The sequence below is a fragment of the Streptomyces globisporus C-1027 genome (assembly GCF_000261345.2).
GTDB lineage: Bacteria > Actinomycetota > Actinomycetes > Streptomycetales > Streptomycetaceae > Streptomyces > Streptomyces pakalii.
In genome coordinates this window covers 746,727-768,941 of the sequence record NZ_CP013738.1, presented here as the reverse complement: position 1 = coordinate 768,941, position 22,215 = coordinate 746,727, and the positions used below count along the sequence as shown (strand labels likewise).

Here is a 22,215-nt window from a genome sequence, read left to right as displayed (position 1 = left end):
TCCGGCGGACCACGGGGGCCGCCGGACATACGGGGAGATCACACATGTCCGAAGAGCCACAGCTTGTCGCCGAGCACGTGGTGGCCGGAGCAGCCTGACGCCCTTTCAGGTGATGGGTGACAGTACCGAGTCGTACTCCAGTGGCCTGCGCGGCAATGGCTCGTTCACCGGGCAGGTCCCGTACGTCGGCGACACCCTCGACGACGCCGTCACGTACGTGAAGGTCCGCCGCGGCTGACGCCGCGACCGCCAACCACTGAAAGGACATCCGCACCATGAGCTCACTGCGTTCCGTCCTCACCTCACTCACCGCGGCATGCGCCCTCGCGGCCGGCCTGGCCGTCGCCGGGCCCGTCGCCCCGGTCCAGGCTGCCGCGTCGGACTGCACGGGCGGCGCCCGGGGCTTCCGCGACCACCCGGACAACGCCTCCGGCGACACCGACAAGCCTCGCAGCCTGGACCTCGGCGGCGGGGTCGTCATCACCTTGGAGAAGGGGGTGTACGGGGGCCAGCAGATCGCCTTCGGGAAGATCAGCGGCCCCACTCGGCCGGGCGACAAGGTGTGGATGGACTGGCGTGCCGCCGGATGGGACGACGGGGGCAGGCCCGAATGGCCGATCCACCCCTGGCTCCAGTGTGGACCTTTCACCGTTCAGAGTCACGGTCAGAGCCTGACGACTCCTTTCAGGCGCACCAGCACCGACCCCAACTACCAGTTCCGGGTCTGCGGTTCGCTCGCCACGAACGGTGTCGTCCGCTGTGCCACCAAGAACGGCGTCGACTGGTGGTGACCCGCCGACACCGCTGAGGTACGTCACCGAGGACTGTCCCGCCCTGCCCATCCCTTACGTAAGAACCGAGGATGACCGTGCCCCTGTTGTCACACCGACGTCTGCCCGTGAGCGCGGCCCTGGTCGCCGCTCTCGCCGGCGTCCTGGCCCCCGCCACCAGTGCGTCCGCAGCCCCCGCCGCCATCCGGACCCAGGCACCCGCACCCGACATGGCCGGCATCGTCGCCGCACTCGAGTCCGCGATGGCCAACGGGGCGCCGGGTGCGATGGCCCGCTACTCCGGTCCGGAGGGGGTGAGAGGAAGAGCGGTCGGCGTCCGTGACCGGGAGTCGGGCGCGGCCATGGACACCCGGGCGCGGTTCCGGATCGGCAGCGTCAGCAAGACGTTCTCCAGCGTCGTGCTGCTCCAACTGGTCGATGAGGGGCGGCTGAAGCTGGACGCGCCCGTCAACACGTATCTCGAAGGGCTCCTGCCCGACGACCGGATCACGGTCCGTCACCTCCTGACCCATCGCAGCGGCCTGGCCGACTACACCAACGCCATGTTCGAACAGACCGTTCCGGGCTTCGAGGCGGTGCGCAACCGGGTGTTCAGCTACCAGGAGCTGGTCGACCTCTCCCTCGCCGAACCCCGGACCACCGAACCCGGTGCCGCGTACGCGTACTCGAACGCCAACTTCGTCGTCGTCGGCATGCTCATCGAGAAGCTGACGGGACGCCCGGTGGCCGATGCCTACCAGCGGCGCATCATCAAGCCGCTGGGGCTGCGCGACACCGCCTACGTCCACCCCGACACGCGCATCAAGGGCACCCACGTGCGTGGCTACCTGCACCCCGACGAGTCCGGTGCGCCGCTCGTCGACTCCACGGAGCAGACCGTGTCCTGGGCACAGTCCGCAGGGGCCGTCATCTCCAGCCCCGCCGACCTCAACAGCTTCACCGGTGCCCTGATGCGGGGTCGGCTGCTGTCCCCCAAGGCACTGGAGGCCATGACCACGGTCACGCCGACGGACGGCACCAACACCCGGTTCTACGGACTCGGTCTGCGCCGCTACGACCTGTCCTGCGGCACCCGGGTGTACGGGCACACCGGCACCGTCCAGGGCTTCTACACCTACGCCTTCTCCACCCGCGACGGGCGACGCAGCCTTTCGGCGCTGGCCAACACCTCCAACCACGGTGCCGCGAACACCGCGCTGGGCAACACCCTGGAGGCCGCCTTCTGCGGCACGAAGCCGGCATTCGCCCCAACCGCGCGCTCCACAGCGCCCTCCGGCACCGCTGCCCACGTACCGCTCCCCGCCGAGCGTGACCTGCCCGAGCGCCACTGAGGCCCGGCACGGTTACCGCGTCCACGGTCTGCGCGCAGGATGCGGCGCAGGCCGGAGCCCGGTGGGCACCGCACCCGTCGTCACCGTCCCGTCGCGACGGGTGCGGTGCCGCCGCAGGACGCGCGGATGATCAGGTTGGGCCACAACTCGACCCGGTGGACCGGGCGTTCGACCGGGTCGACGGCGCGGGCCAGGGCCATTTCGGCAGCCAGGACGCCGAGCCGGTACTTCTGCGGGCGTACGGCCGTCAGGGGAGGGTCGGCGGCCGCTGCCACCTCGTCGTCGTAGGTGATGACGGCGAGGTCCTCGGGGACGGCGAGTCCATGTTCGTGGGCGCGCTCCACCAGGCCGACGGCCTCGCCGTCGGAGTGGACGAACAGGGCGGTGGCGCCGGCCTCGCGGCAGCTGCGGAGTGCGCCGTCGTAGGCGTCCGCCCAGCCGGGGGAGCCGTAGGGCGGTACGTCGTGTGCGAGGCCGTCGTGGGAGGGCAGGCCGAGAGAGGCGGTGGTCTCCCGCCACCCCTCGCGCAGGGCCTTGGTGGTGGGGCTGAAGCGCGCGGTGATGAAGGCGATACGGTGATGGCCCAGGGTGACCAGATGCCGTACGGCCAGGCCCGCACCGAGGCTGTGGGCGGTGGTGACGGCGTCGAGCGGCAGGGTGGGCAGAGTGGGCGGCGGCAGCCGTTCGACGAGGATGACGGGGACGTTCAGCGAGCCCAGCCAGCGCAGCAGGTCCTGGCCCGTCTCGCCGGTGTTGGTGGGGGCGACGAGCAGCGTGCGCACACCGCGGTCGAGGAGTCCGGTGATCTGGCGGCGGTCCTCTGCCGCGTCGTAGGCGGACGCGCGCAGGACCAGCCGTCCGCCGGCCGCGGCCACCGCCGACTGGGCGCCCTGGATGACGGCCGGCCAGTAGTACTCGACGGTGGGGACGACCATGCCGACGAAGGCCTGGTCGGGCAGCCGGCCGTGGGTGAACACGCCCCGGGTGGCCCGCTAGTAGGCCGTCGGCCCGCGATAGGGGAGGGTGACGCCTCCGTGGACGCGCGACACCAGCCCCCGGTCGGCCAGGATCGTGACGTCCCGGCGAACCGTCACGGCGGTGACGCCCAGCCGCTCGACCAGATCGGCCAGGCGCACGGTGCCGCGTTCCCGCACGGTGGCGAGGACGAGCTCCTGCCGTTCCGATGCGAGTGCCATCCCCGGCCTTTCCTTCTGATCGAACAGTATCGTTCGCCTTCTTGTGGATTCCTTCTGTTCTATCGCAGGTGCCGCCGATCCGGGAAGCTGTTGGGCGATGTGCCGGAAATGGCCTGCGAAGAGGAGGGTTGCCGGTCGGAGTCGGGTCCTCCCCGAGTCTGGTTGATCTTTGCTTTGCTATCGATCCTGATCGATTCATTTCGCTACCGTTGGCCGAAAATCGCCCAGGGGCTGAAGTGTGCGAACACCTTCCTGCACGAAAGGAAACCCCTGGTGCTCGGCTTCTCCTCCGACGCCGGTGACAGCGCACGCGCCCCTCGGACGCACCGATCGCGGAGGTCCCTGCTGCGGACCTCCGCGGGCCTGGGGACCGCGCTTCTCGCCGGCGGCACACTCACCGGCTGTTCCGGCCGGACGTCCGGAACCGTCCGGGTCCGTATGTGGTCGTGGCTGACCGGCACGGACCAGTACGTCGCCGCGTTCAACTCCTCCCAGCGCGACGTGCGGGTCGACCTGAGCGTGATCGCCGCCGGTACGTCCGGGGGCTATGCCCAGCAGACCAACGCGATCCGCGCCCACAACGCCCCGGACATCCTGCACGTCGAGTACCAGGCGCTGCCGCAGATCGCGACCACCGGCGGGCTGCGCGATCTGAGCGCGGACGTGGACGATCTCGCCGACGGCTTCCTGCCCGCCGCCTGGCAGAGCGTCCGCCCCGGCGGGAAGACCTGGGCGGTGCCCATGGACTTCTGCCCGATGGCGTTCTTCTACCGCAAGGACCTGTTCGACCGGGCCGGCATCGAAGTGCCCCGTACCTGGGAGGAGTTCCGCCGGGCCGCCTCCGCGGTCCGCACGGCCGACCGGGGCGCGCGGATCACCACCTTCCCGCTCAACGACGGTGCCTTCTTCGCCGGGATGGCGTGCCAGGCGGGCGACCCCTGTTGGGACATCGCCGGGAACGCGTGGCGGGTCGGGATCGACGGTGCGGGCACGATGCGCGTGGGCGAGTACTGGCAGGACATGGTGTTTTCCCGACTGGCCGCCCGCGACGCCACCGGCACCCAGAGCTGGATCTCCGCGATGCACCACGGCCGCACCTTCCACCCGGAGAACCCCAGGCCTTCGGCTACATCAAGTGGGGCCTGTACCGCCCCGCCTCCTCGACGGAAGCGGGCGATCCCGCGACACGCGTGGTCCGGCACGACAACGTCCGAGTGATCGACCTGGGATGAACCCGGCGCTGCGTGATCGCCTGCCGCAGGCGATCACGCAGCGGTCACGTCGACCGGACCCCTTGCCCCGGTGCACGATGACCACCTTGGCGTCGGTGGCCCGGGCCGTACCGCGGACTACTTGAGGCCGCTGTTGATGGCCGTCACCAGTTCGCCGTCGGCCGTGTCCCCGTTGAACTCCCAGAAGAACGCGCCACCCAGGCCCTGGCTCTTGGCCCACGCCATCTTGGTGCCGACGGTCGCCGGGGTGTCGTAGCTCCACCAGTTGTTCCCGCAGTGGGCGTACGCCGTGCCCCCGACGGTGCCCGTGGCCGGGCACGTCGTCTTGAGGACCTTGTAGTACTGGTTGCCGGGCTCGATTCCGGCCGCCGGGCCCGTGGCGGTACCACCCGGAGCCGACTGCGTCACACCCGTCCAGCCACGGCCGTAGAAACCGATGCCGAGGAGCAGCTTGGAAGCCGGGACGCCCTTGGCCTTCAGTTTGGCGACGGCGTCGGCCGAGTTGAAGCCCGCCGCCGGGATGCCGGGGTACGAGGTCAGCGGAGAGTGCGGGGCCGTCGGGCCTTGCGCCGCCCAGGTGCCGAAGTAGTCGTATGTCATCACGTCGTACCAGTTGATGTACTGCGCGGCGCCTCCGTAGTCGGCGGCGTCGATCTTGCCCCCGTCGGAGCCGTCCGCGGTGATGGCCGCGGTGAGCAGGTTGTTCGCGCCGAACTTGGCACGCATGGCCTGCATCATGTTCTTGAACGCGGCCGGGCCGCTGGTGTCACAGGTCAGACCGCAGGCGTTGGGGTACTCCCAGTCGAGGTCGATGCCGTCGAAGACATCGGCCCAGCGGGGGTCCTCGACCAAGTCGTAGCAGGACTGGGCGAACGCGGTCGGATTCTGGACGGCCTGGCCGAAGCCGCCGGACCAGGTCCAGCCGCCGAAGGACCAGAGGATCTTGATGTGCGGGTACTGCGCCTTCAGCTTGCGCAGCTGGTTGAAGTGGCCCCGCAGCGGCTGGTCCCAGGCGTCGGCCTTGCCGTCGACCGACTGGGCGGCGGTGTAGGACTTCTCGTAGTCCTCGTATGCGTCGCCGATGGTGCACTTGCCGTTCTGCACGTTGCCGAAGGCGTAGTTGATGTGCGTGATCTTCTCGGCGGAGCCTGAGGTGACGAGGTTCTTCGCCGTGTAGGAACCCCAGTTGGTGAAGTAGCCGAGGTTGATCTTCCCGTTGCCACCGGGGTTCTCGCCGCCGCCACCGCCGCCGGTGGTGCGTACGGAGGTCGCGGCGGAGGCCGGGCCGGTCTGGTCGGCGGTGTCGCGAGCCACCACGGCGTAGCTGTAGTCCGTGCCCGCGCTCAGATTGGTGTCGGTGTACGTGGTACCGGTGACCGTTGCGACCGTGGAGCCGTTGCGCTTGACGTCGTAGTTCTTGACGCCCTTGTCGTCCGTCGCGGCTGCCCAGGACAGCTTCACCGAGGAGTTGGTGATGTCGCTCGCGGTGGGCTTGCCCGGAGCGGAGGGAGCGTTGTCACCGGGGTTGGTGGAGCCGCCGTCGCAGGGGTTGCCGTTGAGCTTGCAGCCGGAGGGCGCGCCGGAGCCGGAACCGTTGAAGCCGAAGGAGACGGACGCGCCGGGGGCCAGGGTGCCGTTCCAGCCGAGGTTCTTGGCGGTCCAGTGGTTCGCGGAGTTGGTGACGGTGGCGTCCCAGGCGGAGGTGACCTTGGTGTTCGCCGGGAAGTCCCACTCGACGGTCCAGGTGCTGAGCGTGGTGGTGCCGGTGTTCTTCACCGTCCACTGGCCCTCGAACCCGCTGCCCCAGTCCGACTTCTTCGTGTATACGGCGGTGGCCGAGGTCGCGGCCTCCGCCGGGGACGCGAGGCCCACCATGGCGGCCAGCGGCAGGAGAAGTGCCGTGGCCCCCGCGATGGCCTTGGACCGCTTGCCCGGGGAGGCGCTCTGCTGGGATCTGGTACGGCGCCATCGTGTTTCTGTACTCAAGGCTGCTCCATGAGTGGCTCCATGAGGTCAGGGGAATCCCTGACCCGTCAACCCTGCGTTGCCATGAGCGTGTAGCTCTCTCCTCGGCACCCGCGCAGTGTTGGCGTGACCCTAAGAAGGCCTAGACCAATCGTCAAGAGGTATGGACCAAGGAAAGTCTGATTCGTCGGCGGGACGGTCGGGCTGACGGCCCTCGACGAGGTGCTGAGACTCCGACCGAAGGGGCCGAGGGCGGTGCCCGCCAAGGAGACGGGCCGAAAGGAACGGGACAGCGCGTCCGGTGAGGTCGCCCGGGACGGCCTCTTCCCCGACGAGCACGCCCGGGCCCTGCTCGACGTAACGTGATCTTCTGCCGCATGGAAGGTCCATGTGTCCGGCCGGCCCGTGCGCAGGGCTCCGGAGGCGAGCGAGGGGACCGTGATGAGCGAACTGACGAAGCCGGTGGTCGAGGTTCCCGGAGGGGACGCGCCCACCGAGCTGACGATCCGGGACCTCGTGGTGGGGGACGGGCCCGAGGCGCTGCCGGGCCGAGTCGTCCGGGTCCACTACGTCGGGGTGACGTTCGCGTCCGGGCGGGAGTTCGACTCGTCCTGGGAGGAGGACCGGCCGTTCAAGTTCGCCGTGGGCGGAGGCCGGGCCATCAAGGGCTGGGACCGGGGAGTGCGGGGCATGCGGGTCGGCGGCCGGCGCGAGATCATCGTTCCCCCGCGCCTCGGCTACGGCAAGCAGTCACCCTCCGCGCTGATCCCGCCGGGCTCCACGCTGATCTTCGTCGTGGACCTGCTCACAGTGGTGGGCGGCCCGGGCGCAGCCGCTCAGCCCCCCCGCTGAGCGCCTGCCGCCGTGCCGGACATCGCCGGGGCCGCGTGGAACAGCGCGTGGACGGCGGAGGTGACCTGGGCGGTGACGATCTCGGGGGTGGAGGAGTCGAGCTTCCCGTCGAGGTGCAGGAACGCGAGGCCGTGGACGAGGGCCCACACCGTGGTCGACAGGGCGTCCGCGTCCACACCGGGGAAGGTCGCGGCGACGATGGTGCGGACGTACTCCGAGATGGCGGCGATCGCGGCGACGCGCTCCTCGCTCGTGGGGTCGCAGGGCTCCGCGAACATCGCCCGGAACAGGGCCGGGTGCTCCAGGGCGAACCGTACGTACGCGACGGCGACGGCGGCGAGTTCATCGAGGGTCGAGGGCGCGGGGTGGGCCCGCGCCAGGTGGGTGGCGAGCTCGCGGTACCCCTCGGCGGCCACCGCGGAGACCAGCGCCTCGCGGTCGGCGTAGTGACGGTAGGGGGCCGTGGCCGAGACCCCCGCCCGCCGGGCGACCGCGCGCAGCGAGAGTCCGGCGCTGCCGTCCTCCTCCAGGAGCTCACGCGCGGCACGGAGGCAGGCGGCGCGCAGATCGCCGTGGTGGTACGTGCTGCTGCTCCGGGACATGGGCCGTGCTCCTTATGTTTGCCATGTCCACATCTCCTCCCTGATGTGAACGATGTATACATCTTAGGTGATCGGAAAGGAAGAAGAAACCGAGGCCGTCTGCGAGCGGGTCCGGCACCGATTCTCCGGGGGTGCCGGCACCGCTCGACCGGATCCGCTGCCGCGGCGTGACGCGGGGCAGCCGCTGTCGCTGTCGCTGTTCAGCGCATGCCGACCGCCTTCATGACCTTGAGCGCGCCGGTCAGCAGGTCGGCCCAGGTCTCGGTGGAGATGCGGGACGGAGGATAGAAGCCCTGGAGGCGCTGGTGGGCGACGGTCTGGGGCTCGGTGTACTTGAGAATGCCGTCGGCCCCGTGGCGGCGGCCGAGGCCGGAGTCGCCCATACCGCCCATCGGGGCGTCGATGCTTCCCCACGCGGCGGCGAAGGCCTCGTTGACGTTGACGGTTCCGGCGTGCACCTGGGCGGCGACGGCGCGGCCCCGGGCTCCGTCGCGGGACCAGACACTGGCGTTGAGGCCGTAGAACGTGGCGTTGGCCAGGGCGACGGCCTCGTCGACGTCGCGGTAGGTGGAGATCGAGACGACCGGGCCGAAGGTCTCGTGGTCGTACAGGGTCATGTCGGGGGTGACGCCGGTGAGGATGGTCGGTTCGTGGAAGAGAGGGCCGAGGTCGGGACGTGCCTGGCCGCCGGCGAGGACGGTGGCGCCCTTGGCGACGGCGTCGCCGACGTGCTCGGTGACGGTCTGCAACTGGGAGGGAGTCGTGAGGCTGCCGACGTCCGTGCTGTAGTCGTACGCGGCGCCGATGGTGAGCTTCTCGGTCCGGGTGGTGAAGGCGGCGATGAACGCGTCGCGGATGGATTCGGCGACGTGCAGGCGCTCGACGGAGACGCACAGCTGGCCGGCGGAGGGGAAGCAGGCGCGGCGCCTTCGGCGGCCTTCTCGATGTCGGCGTCGTCGAGGACGATCATGGGGTTCTTGCCGCCGAGTTCGAGGGATGCGCCGACGAGGCGCCGGCCGGCGTCGCTCGCGATGTGGCGGCCGGTGGAGGTGGAGCCGGTGAACATCATGTAGTCGGCGTTGTCCATCAGCGGGGTGCCGATGGAGCTGCCGCGGCCGATGACCATCTGCCATACGTCCCGGGGGAGTCCGGCCTCGTGCATGAGGTCCATGGACCACAGCGCGGTCAGCGCGGTCTGGGTGTCGGGCTTCTGGACGACGGCGTTCCCGGCCATCAGTGCGGCGATGGTGTCGCTCGCGGCCATGCTGAGGGGGTAGTTCCAGGGTGAGATGACGGTGACGACGCCCTTGGGGTGGCGCAGTTCGGTGGTGTGGGTGAGGAGGGGGATCGCGCCGCGGCGCCGCTTGGGGGAGAGGTGCTGGGCGGCGTTGCGGGCGTAGTAGCGCGAGACGATGCCGATGTCGACGACTTCCAGGAACGCGTCGCGGCGGGTCTTGCCGTTCTCGGCCTGCACCAGGTCGAGGGCTTCGTCCCGGCGGGCGAGGACGAGGTCGTGGTAGCGCAGCAGGATCCGCTTGCGTTCACTCAGAGGGTGGCGGCCCAGGCCTTCTGCGCGACCCGGGCGCGGGCGAACGCCGCTTCGACCTCCTCCGGCGTCGAAACCGGGAGGTCGGCCAGGGGCGGGCCGGTGTAGGGGGCGTTGGTGGTGACCCGTGCGGCGTCCGGTGTGGCCGAGACGCGTGCGGTCAGCCGCCTGAGCAGAGCCGGGGTGGTGGACGCCGGCAGAGCGGGTCCGCGGGGCGTGGTGGGGCGGATTGCTTGTTCGGTGGCCATGGCGGGGCTCCTTGCTCACGTGCTCCGGGGCGCGACGGAGGTGGGGACCGGCATGTGCAGGGCGGCCTGGCCCTCGGTCATGACGTCGAACTGGATGGTCCGCTTCGGCTTGAGCGAGCGCAGGTCGTCGGACATGCGGCCTTCGCCGAGCTGGAGGGTGACCCGGTTCTTCAGCACCTGCCCGGAGCGCAGGGGCAGCGGTGAGAACAGCTCGCCGGTCATGTCGATTCCCTCTTCCTCTTGATCGCCTACGATGTGTACAGCACTCACATTAGCTCGCGAATGTAATCATCGTAAACATCGGGTGGTGTGGGGTACGTCGCACTGGTCGGCCACTGGTCGGCAGCCGGGCGTGGCCGGCGGGCCACCAGCCGTTCGGGTGCTTCCCGCCTGCGGGGCCGCCGGTCGTCCCGGACTGTGGAGACCATGAAACAGAGCACCTTGTCCGAGGTGAAGAGTGCCGTCACCCCCCGGGCCACGCTGCTGGTGATCGGGGTCGTCGCCCTCCAACTGCTGTTCGTGGTCTCCTATGTGGGCGCGTTGCACGAGCCCAAGCTGAAGGACGTCGCCTTCGGAGTGGTGGCCCCGCCGGCCGCGGTCGAGCAGACGGTGCAGCGCCTGGACGAGCTGCCCGGCTCGCCGCTGGACCCGCGCGCCCTGCCCGACGAGGCGGCGGCGCGGAAGCAGATCGAGAACCGGGACATCGACGGTGCGCTCGTGGTGCGCCCGGGCGGCACCACCGATACGCTCCTCGTCTCCTCGGGCGGCGGCAGAACCCTGGCCGTCGCGCTGGATTCGCTCACCGGCGACGTGCTGGGGGCCCAGGGGCGTACCGCACGCCTGGTCGACGTGGCTCCCGCGTCGACGCACGACTTCAACGGGCTGTCCTCGTTCTACCTGGTCGTCGGCCTCTGCGTCGGCGGGTACCTGTGCGCGTCGATCCTCGCGATCAGCACGGGGGCCCGCCCCGCCAACCCGACCCGCGCGGCCACCCGTCTCGGCACGATGGTGCTGGTCGCCCTGGCCGGCGGACTCGGCGGCGCGATCATCGTCGGACCGGTCCTGGGCGCTCTGCCGGGCAGTGTGTGGGCGCTGTGGGGGCTCGGCGCGCTGATCGTCTTCGCCGTGGGCGCCGCGACGCTCGCCCTCCAGGGCCTCTTCGGCGTCATCGGCATCGGCCTGGCGATCCTGCTCATCGTGATCATGGGGAACCCGAGCGCCGGCGGAGCCTTCCCCGCGCCGATGCTGCCGCCGTTCTGGGAGGCCATCGGCCCGGCCCTGCCACCGGGAGCGGGCACCTGGGCGGCCCGTTCCATCACCTACTTCGACGGCAACAGCATGACCTCGTCCCTGCTGGTGCTCTCCGCCTGGGCGGTCGCCGGAGTCGTCATCACCATGCTCGCCGCCGTACTGCGGCAGCGTCGCGCCACGGAGCCGGGCTCGCCCGGGGAGACGTCATGACGAAGGTGCTGTCCGTCGTGTCGGCGGCCGATCGCTGAACACTGCGGGGCGGAGGTCCATCCCTCGGGTTCCGGAGTGAGAGGTGTCCGACGGACACCCGCATCACGGTCCGCGCACACGCCACGGAGCACCGGCCCGCCCGGTTGCGCGGGTACGGCAGACGGGGAGCATGGAAAGGGGCCTGCCGCCGACAGGGCAGGCGGGCCTCCGGCCCTCAGCACGCGACATGTCCCCCCAGGAGGTCGACATGAGCGAGCCCGGTGATCCTCTCGCCCCGTGGACGGACCGGCTGCTCCGGCTCGGCGACGGCGTCCCGCCCGAGGCCGCCCGGAGTTTCGTGCACGACCTGCACGTCCGGGCCCAGGCCGACATCGACAAGGAGCGGGCGGAAGCCGAGTTCGAGCGGGAGGAGTGAACCCATGGGCGACCTGTCACCGGGGTTCCGGGGGAGGACCCACGCATTCGCCGGCCGGCTGCCACCGGGGCAGTATCCGACCGAGTCGTTTCCCGTCCTCTCCGCGGGGCCTACCCCGGACATCCCCACCGACCGATGGTCGTTCACCCTGACCGGCGAGGCCGGCGAAAGCCGTTCGTGGACCTGGGACGAGATGATGGCACTCCCGCAGGAGGAGCCCACCGTCGACATCCACTGCGTGACCCGGTGGTCGAAGTTCGACACCCGTTGGCGGGGTGTCCCCCTGGACGTGTTCCTCGAAGCGATGGAGACCGCGGCGGACTTCGTCGTCGCCGAGTCCTTCGACGGCTACACCACCAACCTCCCGCTGGAGGACGTCACCGACGGCAAGGCCTGGCTGGCGCACTCCTTCGACGGCTTCGCGCTCTCCCCGGACCACGGCGGACCGGCCCGGCTCGTCATCCCCCACCTGTACTTCTGGAAGTCGGCGAAATGGGTCAAGGGACTCCGGCTCACCCTCGACGACGAACCCGGCTTCTGGGAGTCGGCCGGCTACCACGACTACGGCGACCCCTGGCGCGAACAGCGCTACCGGAGCGACTGATGCGCGGCTGGCGGCGGGCCCGCCTCACCGAGCGGACGAAACAGACGGCGACCGGCCGCACGCTGACCTTCGAGGTGCCGCACTGGCCGGGACACCTCCCGGGCCAGCACGTCGACGTACGGCTCACCGCGGACGACGGATACCAGGCCGTACGCAGCTACTCGCTGGCCGCTCCCGCCGGCGCCGATGACGACCGCATCGAGCTGGGGGTTCAGGCGACCTTCGGCGGCGAGGTCTCCCCGTACCTGGCCGACGACCTCCCCGTGGGCGCCGAGGTCGAGGTCATGGGACCGCTCGGAGGCTGGTTCGTCTGGACGCCGCAGGACGCCGGCCCGCTCCTGCTGATCGCCGGAGGCTCCGGTGTCGTACCCGTGATGGCGATGCTCCGGGCGCGGGCGGCATCCGTGTCGGGCGACCCCTGCACACTCCTCTACTCCGTCCGCACCGCCGACGAGGTCTGGTACGTGACCGAACTCGACGCCGTCGCAGAGGGCGTCCGCGTCCGGCGCCTGTACACCCGCACCGCACCGGAGGGATCGCGGCGCCCCGCCGGACGCATCTCCGCGGACGATCTCCTGGGCATGCCGCCTCCCGCGGACACCCGCTGCTACGTCTGCGGCCCGACCGCCTTCGTCGAACACGTCGGCGAACTGCTCCTGGCCGCCGGGTACGGACCCGACCGGATCCGTACCGAACGTTTCGGCTGACCCATCCGCGTCGCACGGTGAGGAACCCCCGCCATGACCGAACACCCCCTGTACGTCGACGGCAACGCCCTGGCCGGTCCGCTCGGCGAGGTCTTCGCCGTCGACCCGACCACCGCATGGCGCCTGTGCCCCTCCTGCCGACTGCCCGCGACCCTGGCCCAGTTGCACGTCTACGGCCCCGAGCCCGGCCTGACAGCCCGCTGCCCGGGGTGTGCCGCCATCGCCCTGCGGGTCGTCACCCAGCCCGAGTACCTCTGGCTCCAACTCGGCGGGGGAGCGGGCGCTTTCCGTTTCACCCTTCCCGCCGTGCCGCCCGATGTCAGGCGTCCTTGAGGTGCCGCCCCGGTCCGGTCCCGCCTCGCCATGACCGTCGGCCGTCCACCGGTCCCGCCGTGGCATGAACGCCTGACCGGGTCCCGCGCCGGTTGCGGGGGACGAATGGGGCGCGAAGGATGGAATCGCTCATTGCCGTTCGGGGCGAGCACCACCTCGGCCTCGACGACTGACGCTTCAGCGGCCGACCGGGTCGCGCACACGGCACGCAGCGTGCCCACGACAGGGAGTCGACATGACCGATCTGCCCCCTCCTATCACCCCCTACCTGGAACCCGCGGCGAAGGAACTGTGCGAGGCCACGGATCCGCATCCGCGGATCTACGAGGTCCCCCCGGAGAAGGGTCGCGACATCCTGCTCAGCCTGCAGAGCGACCCGAGCGTGCCCCGCCCGGACGTCGACGAGGAGTGGGTCGACGTGGACGCGGGCCAGTGGGGCACGGTCCGCACCCGGATCATCCGGCCCAAGGGAGCCACCGGACCGCTGCCGGTGGTCTTCTACATCCACGGCGCCGGCTGGGTCTTCGGCGACGACAAGACCCACGACCGCCTCTTCCGCGAACTCGCCGTCGGCGCCGGGGCCGCGGGCGTCTTCCCCGTCTACGACCGGGCGCCCGAGGCCAAGTACCCCACCCAGGTCGAGCAGAACTACGCCGTGGGCCAGTGGGTCCTGGAGCACGGGGCGGAGCACGGACTGGACACCTCGCGGATCGCGGTCACCGGCGAGTCGGTGGGCGGCTGCATGTCGGCGGTGTTCGCGCTGATGAACAAGGAGCGCGGAGGCATCGACCTCAAGGCGCAGGTCCTGCTGTACCCGGTCGCCGACGCCGACTTCAACACCCCTTCGTACCTCCAGTTCGCCGAGGGCTACTACCTCACCCGCGACGGCATGAAGTGGTTCTGGGACGCCTACATCGGCAACCCCGCCCACCGCACCGAGGTGTACGCCGCGCCCCTCCACGCCTCCCTGGACCAACTCCGGGGCCTGCCCACCACGCTGGTCATCACCGACGAGGCCGACGTCCTGCGCGACGAGGGCGAGAAGTACGCCAACCGGCTGCGCGAGGCCGGTGTGGACGTGACCTCCGTCCGCGTGGCGGGCATGGTCCACGACTTCCTCCTGCTGGACAGCCTGCGCGACACCCGCGCCGCGAACGTCGCCCGCACCCTCGCCGTCGACGCCCTCAAGAAGGCCCTCCACGACGGCTGAGGCGACCTGTCGCCGGACCCGGCCACTCTCGCCGCGCCCTCTCGGGTCAGGCCGTCCGCGCGGATTCCTCGGCGGGGAGCCGGGTGCCGACCCGGGTCATCAACAGCCCGGCGAGCGCCGCGACGGGGTAGGCGAGTACGCCGTAGACGGCTGCGGGCACGGCCAGGCTGACGCTGCCGAGCACGCTGATCGCCAGTGTCATGGCGACCGCGCTGTTGTGCACGCCGATCTCCATGGAGCAGGCGATCGCCTGCCGCTTGCCGACGCGCGCCAGGCGCGGCACGAAGTACCCCGTCGCCAGGCTCAGCACGCAGAAGAGCAGCGCCACGGGTCCGGCGTCCGCGAGGTAGCCGCCGATGTTGCTCCGCTCGGCCAGCACCGCGCCGATGATCACCGCGATGAGGACGACGACCGACAGGAGGCGCACCGGACGGTCCATGCGGAGCGCGAACGCCTCCGAGTTCCGACGCACGGCGAGGCCGATCACCACCGGCACGAGCACCAGGGCGAAGACCTGGAGCACCTTGTCGAACTGCAGCCCGAGGCCGTACTGCCCGGTCCCCGGCTCGAAGTGGAGCAGGGCGACGTTGGTGATGACCGGCAGGGTCACGATGGCCACGACCGCGTTGATCGCCGTGAGCGTGACGTTCAACGCCACGTCCCCGCCGAAGAGATGGCTGAAGAGGTTGGCCGTCGTCCCGCCGGGAGAGGCGGCCAGCAGCATCATGCCGACCGCGAGTTCGGGGGAGAGGCCGAAGGCGACGACCAGGCCGAAGCACACGGCGGGCAGCAACAACGCCTGACAGGCCAGCGCCACGACGACGGCCCGCGGATGCCGGCGCACCCGCCGGAAGTCGTCCGCGGTCAGGGACAGCCCCAGCCCGAACATGATGACGGCGAGAGCGAGCGGGAGCATGACGGTGGCGAGGGGCGAGTCCATGTGCGGCTTCGTCTCCTGGGCGGTGAAGGGACGGCGGGGCTGCCGCATGAACGACGGCGGGGCTGCCGCATGAACGTAACGTCGCGATGTGAACACCGTCAACACTCTGGCGGGCGGATTCCGGCCGCCGGGAGGGCCGGGGCAGCGCGCCATCGTCCGCGACGAGAGGGAAGCCGAAACCCAAACCAAAGCCGAAACCGAAGCAGGGCCCCGGGAACACCGAGCCCCGGCGGCACGGTTACCTCCACCGAGGGCCCGAGCCCCGGAGCCGCGGCAGGCCCGCCGCTCACTCGGGCCCCGACCTGACTCCTTGGAAGGACCTCTTCATGACCGACCGGCCCCTGACCCTCATGGCCGTGCACGCCCACCCCGACGACGAGGCCACGGGAACCGGAGGAGTGCTCGCTCGCTATGCGGCGGAAGGCATCCGCACGGTTCTCGTGACCTGTACCGACGGCGGTTGCGGTGACGGGCCGGGAGGCGTCAAGCCCGGTGACCCCGGGCACGATCCGGCGGCCGTCGCCGCGATGCGTGGCCAGGAGCTCAGGGCGAGCTGCGACGTCCTGGGCGTGAGCGACCTGGAGACGCTGGACTACGCGGACTCCGGGATGATCGGCTGGCCGAGCAACGACGCTCCCGGATCCTTCTGGCAGACCCCCGTCGAGCAGGGCGCCGCCCGGCTCGCGGAACTCATGCGGCACTACCGGCCCGATGTGGTCGTCACCTACGACGAGAACGGCTTCTACGGGCACCCCGACCACATCCAGGCCCACCGCATCACGATGGCGGCGCTGGAGATGACCGAGCTGACACCGAAGGTCTACTGGACGACGATGCCGCACTCGGCGATGCGCCGGTTCGAGGAGATGATGCGCGAGTCCCAGGAGGACATGCCGGAGGCGGACCCGGCCGAGGTCGCCGAGATGGAAAAGATCGGTCTCCCCGACGACGAGGTCACCACCTGGGTGGACACCACCGCGCACAGCGGCCAGAAGTTCGACGCGCTGGCCGCGCACGCCAGTCAGGGCGAGAACATCTTCTTCCTCAGGATGGGCAAGGAGAGGTTCGGCGAGCTGATGGGCATGGAGACCTTCGTACGGGTCAAGGACACCACCGGTGCGGCCGTTCCCGAGAAGGATCTCTTCGCCGGACTCCGCTGATCCGCCGCCCACCGGGGCCCGTACGGCCAGGGGCGTGCGGCCGTGTCATCCCTGCCGCGCCCCCGCCAGCCGGCCCCGTGCCGCCGCCTGGATCTGGGAGGGTCCGAGCCCCCATTCCAGGGTGCGTCCGACGGCCGTCGCCAGCGGCCGGTCCCAGCCGGCGCGGACGGCGGCAGGGCGGCGGATGCCGAGTTCGGCGCGGGCCCAGCCGGGGAGGAGCCCGGTCGAGGCGTTGGTGAGCAGGCGGACGGCCAGCCGCTCCTGCGGCGTGCGTCCGAAGGCGCGGAGGAACCGCACCGAGTCCAGCGCGGCCGGGGCGGCGTGGAGCCGGGGGCGCATCCGGGTCAGGTAGCCCTCCACCTCGGACGCGGTACGCGGCACCTCCCGCGCGCCCAACTCCTCCGCCACGGGCGCGGCCTGGCGGTAATAGGTGTCGCACTCGGCGGGGGTGAGCCGGTGCGCCCGGGGCGCGTACACCTGGTGCCCGGCGAGGAAGCTGCGTACCTCTGCGGTGTGCACCCAGGTGAGCAGGTCGGGATCGTCCGCGCGGTACGGCCTTCCGTCGGGGGCGGTGCCGTGCACCCGGGTGTGGATGCGCCGGACGAGACCGATCACCTCGCGGGCGGCGGGCGCGGAGCCGAACGTGGTCGTGGTGATGAACCGTACGGTCCCGTTCAGCCGCCCGACCGGATCCGCCCGGAAGTCCGAGTGCTGGTCGACCCCGGCCATGGCCAGCGGGTGCAGCGACTGGAGCATGAGGGCGGCGAACCCGCCGGTGAGCATCCCGGTGGCCTGCCCGTGCACCCGCCACACCGGGTCTGCCGGGGTGATCCCGAACAGCCCCGGATCGCCGGGCGGAGCCGCGTACCGCTCCAGCTTGAGGTCCCCGCCGTGCAGGGCCGCCGTGAGCTCCGCCGCGATCCGGTCCCGCAGTCCCACCAACGCCTCCCGGCTTTCACTCCCGTACCTCTCGGCCGAGGGTATCGAGCCGCCACACCTGCGGGCCTGGCTGTTCCAGTCTCACGACGACCATGACCGGGAGGTCGGTGTCCTGCTGGATGACACCCGCCGTCAGGATCCGGCCGTCGAGGGTCCACTTCTCCACCTCGATGAACTCGTCCTCGTCGGCCTCCGTCCGCTCGGCCGCGAGCAGGTGACCGGCTAGCGGGGACCCCTCGATCTCGGGCAGGAAGCCCGCCAACACCCGTTCGCCCTGCTCGTAGACGGCATCCAGGTCGTCGAAGTAGCCCGACGCATCGACGTCGCGGATCCAGACGGCGAACGACACGCAGACCGCCCCGTCGCCGAACGTCTGGAGCCAGGCCGAGACGCCATCCCTGTCCCATGACGTCTCCACGCCGTTACGGGGTCTGCCCCCGGGCGTCCATCCGTGAGCCGCGAATCGTGCCGCCGCACCCCCGGCCATCAGCGGGCTGAGGGCCCTGAACTCCTTCAGCAGGGCGATCACCGCGGCCAGGGAACGAGCTCCGATCATCGGTTCACCCGTCGAGCCGGGTTCAGTGCTCACAGAGGGAGAACTCGCGTTCGTAGAGCTGCTCGTTGTGTTCGTCGACGAAGAACTTGCGTTCCCGCATCAGCTCTTCGCGATAGCCCTCGGCCTGTTCGCGCGTCATGGTCGAGGTGGCGCACCCCGGCTGCTGCGGCGGTACGTCGGATGTCGAGACGATCTTCTTCGACGGGTCGACCAGGAAGAACGCGAGGATCTTGCGATGGCCCGGGCGGGTGGGGTCCGTGAGACGGAACGAGCCGACGCGATGCTGCAGGACGTTCGGGAACGCCAGGCACCGGCCCGCCGGGGTGGCCGCCGAACCCAGGATCTGGTTCAGCGCCTCCTCGTCCTCCAGGCCGTAGACGTCCCGCAGGCCGTTGTCGTCGTTCTGCTCGTAGCGCGGGTCGTCGAGGGCCGTACGGAAGCTCAGCCGGCTCTCGGTGATGTTCTCGCTGTCCCAGTAATAGATACCGGTCGAGACGATCCGCTCGTTCAGCATGCCCTCGACATGCCAGGAGCCGCCGGCGTACTCCGGCTTGTCCGGGGTGAGATGGATGGTGGCGAGCTTGACGATGACCTGGAGGCGGCGGCCGCGCAGGTCCACCCGGGCCGACGCGTCGGGCGCCGGGGGCGGGGTGAAGTCCGGGGCGTCCGGGATGACCGGGCGGCGGTTCTCCCACCACGCGTCCTGGTTCACCTCCCAGGCGCGCAGGGCCTCCTGGTAGGCCTCGTCATCGGCGTACGACGCCTTGTCCGGGTATTCCGGCTCCGAGTCGTACCACCCGAAGGGATCGGCCTCGATCCGCAGCGGCCGCGGATGGCGCAGATCCGTGAGCACGTTCTCCAGCAGCGGACGCATGCGGGTGAACACGTCCGGCAGGACAGCGGCCAGTTGGCGATGGGTCTCGGGGTGGACGTTGTTGACGTACGAACGGAAGACCGTGTCGCCGTCGGCGGTGACCTCGACATCCGTGGGCAGCCACTGGAACTTCTCCGAGAACTCGTAGGCCGCGTAGCGGTGGTCGGTCTCGTTCCGCCAGGCCTGCTCGGGGGCGTTGCTCACCCCGCGCACCAGACAGAAGAGCGAGGGATGCACCAGGTCCAGCACCTGTCCGTCGGATCCGGGATGCCAGTCCCGCTCCGCGGCGGGGACCTCCTCCAGGACCCGGACCGCCTCGCGCAGCCGGGACCTGAGCGCGTCGTCGACCAGGGTGTCCGACTGCCACACCCCGTCGACCGCGGACACCTCGATCCCCGTCCCGGCGTCCCGCAGCGCGGCGTAATGGGAGAGTTCGGCCAGGACGTAGCGGATCTGCGCCTCGGTGAGCCCCTGGGCGGCCGCCTCCCGCGTCCACCTGGCGACGATCCCGCCATCGTGCATCTTGTCGAACCAGCCGGGCTTCGCCCTGATGTGTGCGCTGCACCGGATCATCTCCATCTCCCGCAGCGTCCGGGGCGTCGCGAGCGCTAGGGAGCGGGAGGTGTGAAAGGGCAACGGGAAAGCAGACAGGCCGGTCAACGCTCGTGATCCTCCGCGTCGGTGAATGGTGGCGGGAAGACTACGCGAGCGGACTGACACCGCCGTCGTCGTTCCCTGCCGTCACCTGCCGGAACCGACGGTGGGGCCGGTGCGCGAACGCACCGGCCCCACCGCCGGACCATGCCGGTCGTCCCTGGAGCAGGGGCGACCGGAGGGGGTCAGACCAGGTCGTAGCGGTCCAGGTCCATGACCTTGGTCCAGGCGGCGACGAAGTCCGTCACGAACTTCTGCCGCGCGTCGTCGCTCGCGTAGACCTCGGCGAGGGCACGGAGCTCGGAGTTGGAGCCGAAGACCAGGTCGGCGCGGGTGCCGGTCCACTTGACCTTGCCCGATGCGTCGCGCGCCTCGAACTCGTCCTGTGTCGACGACGTCGACTTCCAGGTGATGCCCAGGTCGAGCAGGTTCACGAAGAAGTCGTTGGTCAGCGTGCCCGGGCGGTCGGTGAGAACGCCGTGCTTCGAGCCGCCGGTGTTGGCGCCCAGCACCCGCAGACCGCCGACCAGGACGGTCGTCTCCGGGGCGCTCAGCGTCAGCAGGTTCGCCCGGTCCAGGAGCAGGTACTCGGCGGGCAGCCGGGCCGCCTTGCCGGTGTAGTTCCGGAAGCCGTCGTACGCGGGCTCCAGCGCGGCGAAGGACTCGACGTCCGTCTGCTCCTGCGTGGCGTCGACGCGGCCCGGGGTGAACGGGACCTCCACCTCGACACCGGCGTCCTTGGCCGCCTGCTCGACCGCCGCGCTGCCCGCGAGGACGATCAGGTCGGCCAGCGAGACCTGCTTGCCGCCCTTGGCGTTGAAGGAATCCTGGATGCCTTCGAGGGCGCGCAGGACCTGCGCCAGCTCGTCCGGGTTGTTCGCCTCCCAGCCGCGCTGCGGCTCCAGACGGATCCGGGCGCCGTTGGCGCCGCCCCGCTTGTCGCTGCCGCGGAAGGACGCGGCCGAGGCCCAGGCGGCCGAGACCAGCTGCGCCACCGTGAGGTCCGTGCCCAGCACCTGCTCCTTGAGCGCGGCGATGTCCGCGGCGCCCAGCACCTCACCGGTGCGCGCGGGCAGCGGGTCCTGCCACAGCAGCACCTCGGAGGGCACCTCGGGGCCCAGGTAGCGCTGGATCGGGCCCATGTCACGGTGCGTCAGCTTGTACCAGGCGCGGGCGAAGGCGTCCGCGAACTCCTCCGGGTTCTCCTGGAAGCGGCGCGAGATCTGCTCGTACGCCGGGTCGAAGCGCAGCGACAGGTCGGTGGTGAGCATCTGCGGCTTGTGCTTCTTCGACGCGTCGTGCGCGTCGGGGATCGTCGACTCCGCGTCCTTGGCGACCCACTGGTGCGCGCCGGCCGGGGACTTGGTCAGCTCGTACTCGTAGGCGAAGAGGTTGTGGAAGAACTCGTTGCCCCACTGCGTCGGCGTGCTGGTCCAGGTCACCTCCAGACCGCTGGTGATGGCGTCCCCGCCCTTGCCCGACTTGTACGAGTTGCGCCAGCCGAGGCCCTGCTCCTCCAGCGGGGCGCCCTCGGGGTCCGCACCGACGCTCTCGGCCGGGCCCGCGCCGTGTGTCTTGCCGAAGGTGTGGCCACCGGCGATGAGGGCGACGGTCTCCTCGTCGTTCATCGCCATCCGGCGGAAGGTCTCGCGGATGTCGCGGGCGGCGGCGACCGGGTCCGGGTTGCCGTTGGGGCCCTCGGGGTTGACGTAGATCAGACCCATCTGGACCGCGCCGAGCGGGTTCTCCAGCTCACGGTCGCCGGTGTAGCGCTCGTCGTCGAGCCAGGTGGTCTCGGGGCCCCAGTAGACGTCCTCCTCCGACTCCCAGACGTCCTCGCGGCCGCCGGCGAAGCCGAAGGTCTTCAGGCCCATGGTCTCCAGGGCGACGTTGCCGGTGAGGATCAGCAGGTCGGCCCAGGACAGCGCCTGGCCGTACTTCTTCTTGACCGGCCACAGCAGCCGGCGGGCCTTGTCCAGGTTGCCGTTGTCCGGCCAGCTGTTCAGCGGGGCGAACCGCTGCTGACCGGCGCCCGCGCCACCGCGGCCGTCGCTGATGCGGTACGTGCCGGCGCTGTGCCAGGCCATCCGGATCATCAGCGGTCCGTAGTTGCCGAAGTCGGCCGGCCACCACTCCTGCGAGGTGGTGAGCACCTCGGCGATGTCCCGTTTCACCGCGGGCAGGTCCAGCGCCTCGAACGCGGCCGCGTAGTCGAACTCCTCACCCAGCGGGTTCGCCACGGCGGGGTTCTTGGCCAGGATCTTCAGGTTGAGTCGGTCCGGCCACCACTGGCGGTTCCCGCCGCCCTGCGTGGGGTGCGGCGCGCGGCCGTGCGCCACGGGGCAGCCGCCGGCCTGCGCCTCGGGCTTCTCGGGGACGGCCGTCTCGGGCGAGTCCGGGACGACGGGGTCGAAGACGTGCGACTCGTTGTTCTCGGTCATGGGTGATCCTTCCGGACCCGGCGGGTCGTGGGGCGCTGAACGGGGGAGGAGGATTCGGTCCGTACAGAAGGGGCACGCTGATGTCCGGGTCCCGCCGCGGGTCGCCCGAGCGCCTCGCGGACCACCGCACCCGGCGATCCCGGGCGGTGCGACGACGG

21 protein-coding genes and 2 pseudogenes are annotated in these 22,215 nt (G+C 70.6%); 12 read left to right on the top strand and 11 right to left on the bottom strand.

Going from position 1 to position 22,215, the window contains the following annotated elements:
• Positions 1-112 precede the first annotated feature (112 nt).
• The 3 genes from WQO_RS37110 (at position 113) to WQO_RS03175 (ending at position 2,122) form a co-directional block, all read left to right on the top strand.
• Positions 113-238, top strand: a complete 126-nt coding sequence (locus tag WQO_RS37110) for a hypothetical protein (RefSeq protein ID WP_257721840.1) — start codon at positions 113-115, stop codon at positions 236-238.
• A 37-nt stretch (positions 239-275) separates the two neighbouring features.
• Positions 276-791: a hypothetical protein gene (locus tag WQO_RS03180; protein ID WP_010062576.1), complete on the top strand. Its 516-nt coding sequence runs from the start codon at positions 276-278 to the stop codon at positions 789-791.
• Between the two features lie 71 nt (positions 792-862).
• Positions 863-2,122, top strand: coding sequence for a serine hydrolase domain-containing protein (locus WQO_RS03175; RefSeq protein ID WP_050992341.1), 1,260 nt, complete (start codon positions 863-865; stop codon positions 2,120-2,122).
• An 80-nt stretch (positions 2,123-2,202) separates the two neighbouring features.
• On the opposite strand, the gene WQO_RS03170 is transcribed toward WQO_RS03175, so the two are convergent.
• Both WQO_RS03170 and WQO_RS36650 read right to left on the bottom strand, forming a co-directional pair.
• Complete coding sequence (locus WQO_RS03170) at positions 2,203-3,099, bottom strand: substrate-binding domain-containing protein (protein WP_237274093.1); 897 nt, start codon at positions 3,097-3,099, stop codon at positions 2,203-2,205.
• A gap of 15 nt (positions 3,100-3,114) precedes the next feature.
• The gene (locus WQO_RS36650; protein ID WP_237274092.1) at positions 3,115-3,318 is read right to left on the bottom strand and encodes a DeoR family transcriptional regulator; all 204 of its coding nucleotides are present in this window, start codon (positions 3,316-3,318) and stop codon (positions 3,115-3,117) included.
• 273 nt (positions 3,319-3,591) lie between these two features.
• On the opposite strand from WQO_RS36650, the gene WQO_RS03165 reads away from it, so the two are divergent.
• Positions 3,592-4,536, top strand: a complete 945-nt coding sequence (locus WQO_RS03165; protein WP_010062578.1) for an ABC transporter substrate-binding protein — start codon at positions 3,592-3,594, stop codon at positions 4,534-4,536.
• A gap of 131 nt (positions 4,537-4,667) precedes the next feature.
• On the opposite strand, the gene WQO_RS03160 is transcribed toward WQO_RS03165, so the two are convergent.
• On the bottom strand, positions 4,668-6,536 hold the full coding sequence (locus WQO_RS03160) for a glycoside hydrolase family 18 chitinase (protein WP_029182491.1): 1,869 nt from the start codon (positions 6,534-6,536) through the stop codon (positions 4,668-4,670).
• 420 nt (positions 6,537-6,956) lie between these two features.
• On the opposite strand from WQO_RS03160, the gene WQO_RS03155 reads away from it, so the two are divergent.
• Entirely contained in the window at positions 6,957-7,367 is a 411-nt protein-coding gene (locus WQO_RS03155; protein WP_050992344.1) for an FKBP-type peptidyl-prolyl cis-trans isomerase, read from the top strand.
• Here the strand turns inward: WQO_RS03155 and WQO_RS03150 are convergent.
• The 3 genes and pseudogenes from WQO_RS03150 to WQO_RS03140 all read right to left on the bottom strand — a co-directional run.
• On the bottom strand, positions 7,352-7,969 hold the full coding sequence (locus tag WQO_RS03150; protein ID WP_010062581.1) for a TetR/AcrR family transcriptional regulator: 618 nt from the start codon (positions 7,967-7,969) through the stop codon (positions 7,352-7,354). The two genes, WQO_RS03155 and WQO_RS03150, sit on opposite strands and share 16 nt — an antisense overlap.
• Positions 7,970-8,169: 200 nt before the next feature.
• Positions 8,170-9,763 (bottom strand): annotated as a pseudogene (locus WQO_RS03145) (succinic semialdehyde dehydrogenase).
• Positions 9,764-9,778: 15 nt separating this feature from the next.
• Positions 9,779-9,925 (bottom strand): annotated as a pseudogene (locus WQO_RS03140) (acetoacetate decarboxylase family protein); the annotation flags it as partial.
• A gap of 264 nt (positions 9,926-10,189) precedes the next feature.
• Between WQO_RS03140 and WQO_RS03135 the strand changes: the two are divergent.
• From WQO_RS03135 to WQO_RS03115, 6 genes are all read left to right on the top strand, one after another.
• Positions 10,190-11,224, top strand: coding sequence for an ABC-2 transporter permease (locus WQO_RS03135; RefSeq protein WP_010062584.1), 1,035 nt, complete (start codon positions 10,190-10,192; stop codon positions 11,222-11,224).
• A gap of 247 nt (positions 11,225-11,471) precedes the next feature.
• The gene (locus WQO_RS36080; protein WP_158514060.1) at positions 11,472-11,639 is read left to right on the top strand and encodes a hypothetical protein; all 168 of its coding nucleotides are present in this window, start codon (positions 11,472-11,474) and stop codon (positions 11,637-11,639) included.
• Positions 11,640-11,643: 4 nt separating this feature from the next.
• On the top strand, positions 11,644-12,243 hold the full coding sequence (locus WQO_RS03130) for a sulfite oxidase-like oxidoreductase (RefSeq protein ID WP_010062586.1): 600 nt from the start codon (positions 11,644-11,646) through the stop codon (positions 12,241-12,243).
• On the top strand, positions 12,243-12,950 hold the full coding sequence (locus WQO_RS03125) for a ferredoxin reductase (protein WP_010062587.1): 708 nt from the start codon (positions 12,243-12,245) through the stop codon (positions 12,948-12,950). The genes WQO_RS03130 and WQO_RS03125 overlap by 1 nt, the downstream gene beginning before the upstream one ends.
• Positions 12,951-12,983: 33 nt before the next feature.
• Positions 12,984-13,283, top strand: a complete 300-nt coding sequence (locus tag WQO_RS03120) for a DUF6510 family protein (RefSeq protein WP_010062588.1) — start codon at positions 12,984-12,986, stop codon at positions 13,281-13,283.
• A gap of 235 nt (positions 13,284-13,518) precedes the next feature.
• Positions 13,519-14,493, top strand: a complete 975-nt coding sequence (locus tag WQO_RS03115) for an alpha/beta hydrolase (RefSeq protein ID WP_010062589.1) — start codon at positions 13,519-13,521, stop codon at positions 14,491-14,493.
• Positions 14,494-14,539: 46 nt separating this feature from the next.
• Here the strand turns inward: WQO_RS03115 and WQO_RS03110 are convergent, their stop codons facing one another.
• The gene (locus tag WQO_RS03110; RefSeq protein WP_010062590.1) at positions 14,540-15,433 is read right to left on the bottom strand and encodes a bile acid:sodium symporter family protein; all 894 of its coding nucleotides are present in this window, start codon (positions 15,431-15,433) and stop codon (positions 14,540-14,542) included.
• Positions 15,434-15,759: 326 nt separating this feature from the next.
• Here WQO_RS03110 and WQO_RS03105 point away from each other — a divergent pair, with 326 nt between their 5' ends.
• Positions 15,760-16,593, top strand: a complete 834-nt coding sequence (locus tag WQO_RS03105; RefSeq protein WP_010062591.1) for a PIG-L family deacetylase — start codon at positions 15,760-15,762, stop codon at positions 16,591-16,593.
• 45 nt (positions 16,594-16,638) lie between these two features.
• Here the strand turns inward: WQO_RS03105 and WQO_RS03100 are convergent, their stop codons facing one another.
• From WQO_RS03100 to katG, 4 genes are all read right to left on the bottom strand, one after another.
• The gene (locus WQO_RS03100) at positions 16,639-17,532 is read right to left on the bottom strand and encodes an oxygenase MpaB family protein (protein ID WP_010062592.1); all 894 of its coding nucleotides are present in this window, start codon (positions 17,530-17,532) and stop codon (positions 16,639-16,641) included.
• 16 nt (positions 17,533-17,548) lie between these two features.
• Positions 17,549-18,088: a hypothetical protein gene (locus WQO_RS03095; protein WP_010062593.1), complete on the bottom strand. Its 540-nt coding sequence runs from the start codon at positions 18,086-18,088 to the stop codon at positions 17,549-17,551.
• A gap of 22 nt (positions 18,089-18,110) precedes the next feature.
• Positions 18,111-19,622: a DUF4246 domain-containing protein gene (locus tag WQO_RS03090; RefSeq protein ID WP_029182496.1), complete on the bottom strand. Its 1,512-nt coding sequence runs from the start codon at positions 19,620-19,622 to the stop codon at positions 18,111-18,113.
• Between the two features lie 179 nt (positions 19,623-19,801).
• The gene (gene katG, locus WQO_RS03085) at positions 19,802-22,057 is read right to left on the bottom strand and encodes a catalase/peroxidase HPI (protein ID WP_010062596.1); all 2,256 of its coding nucleotides are present in this window, start codon (positions 22,055-22,057) and stop codon (positions 19,802-19,804) included.
• Between the last annotated feature and the right edge of the window lie 158 nt (positions 22,058-22,215).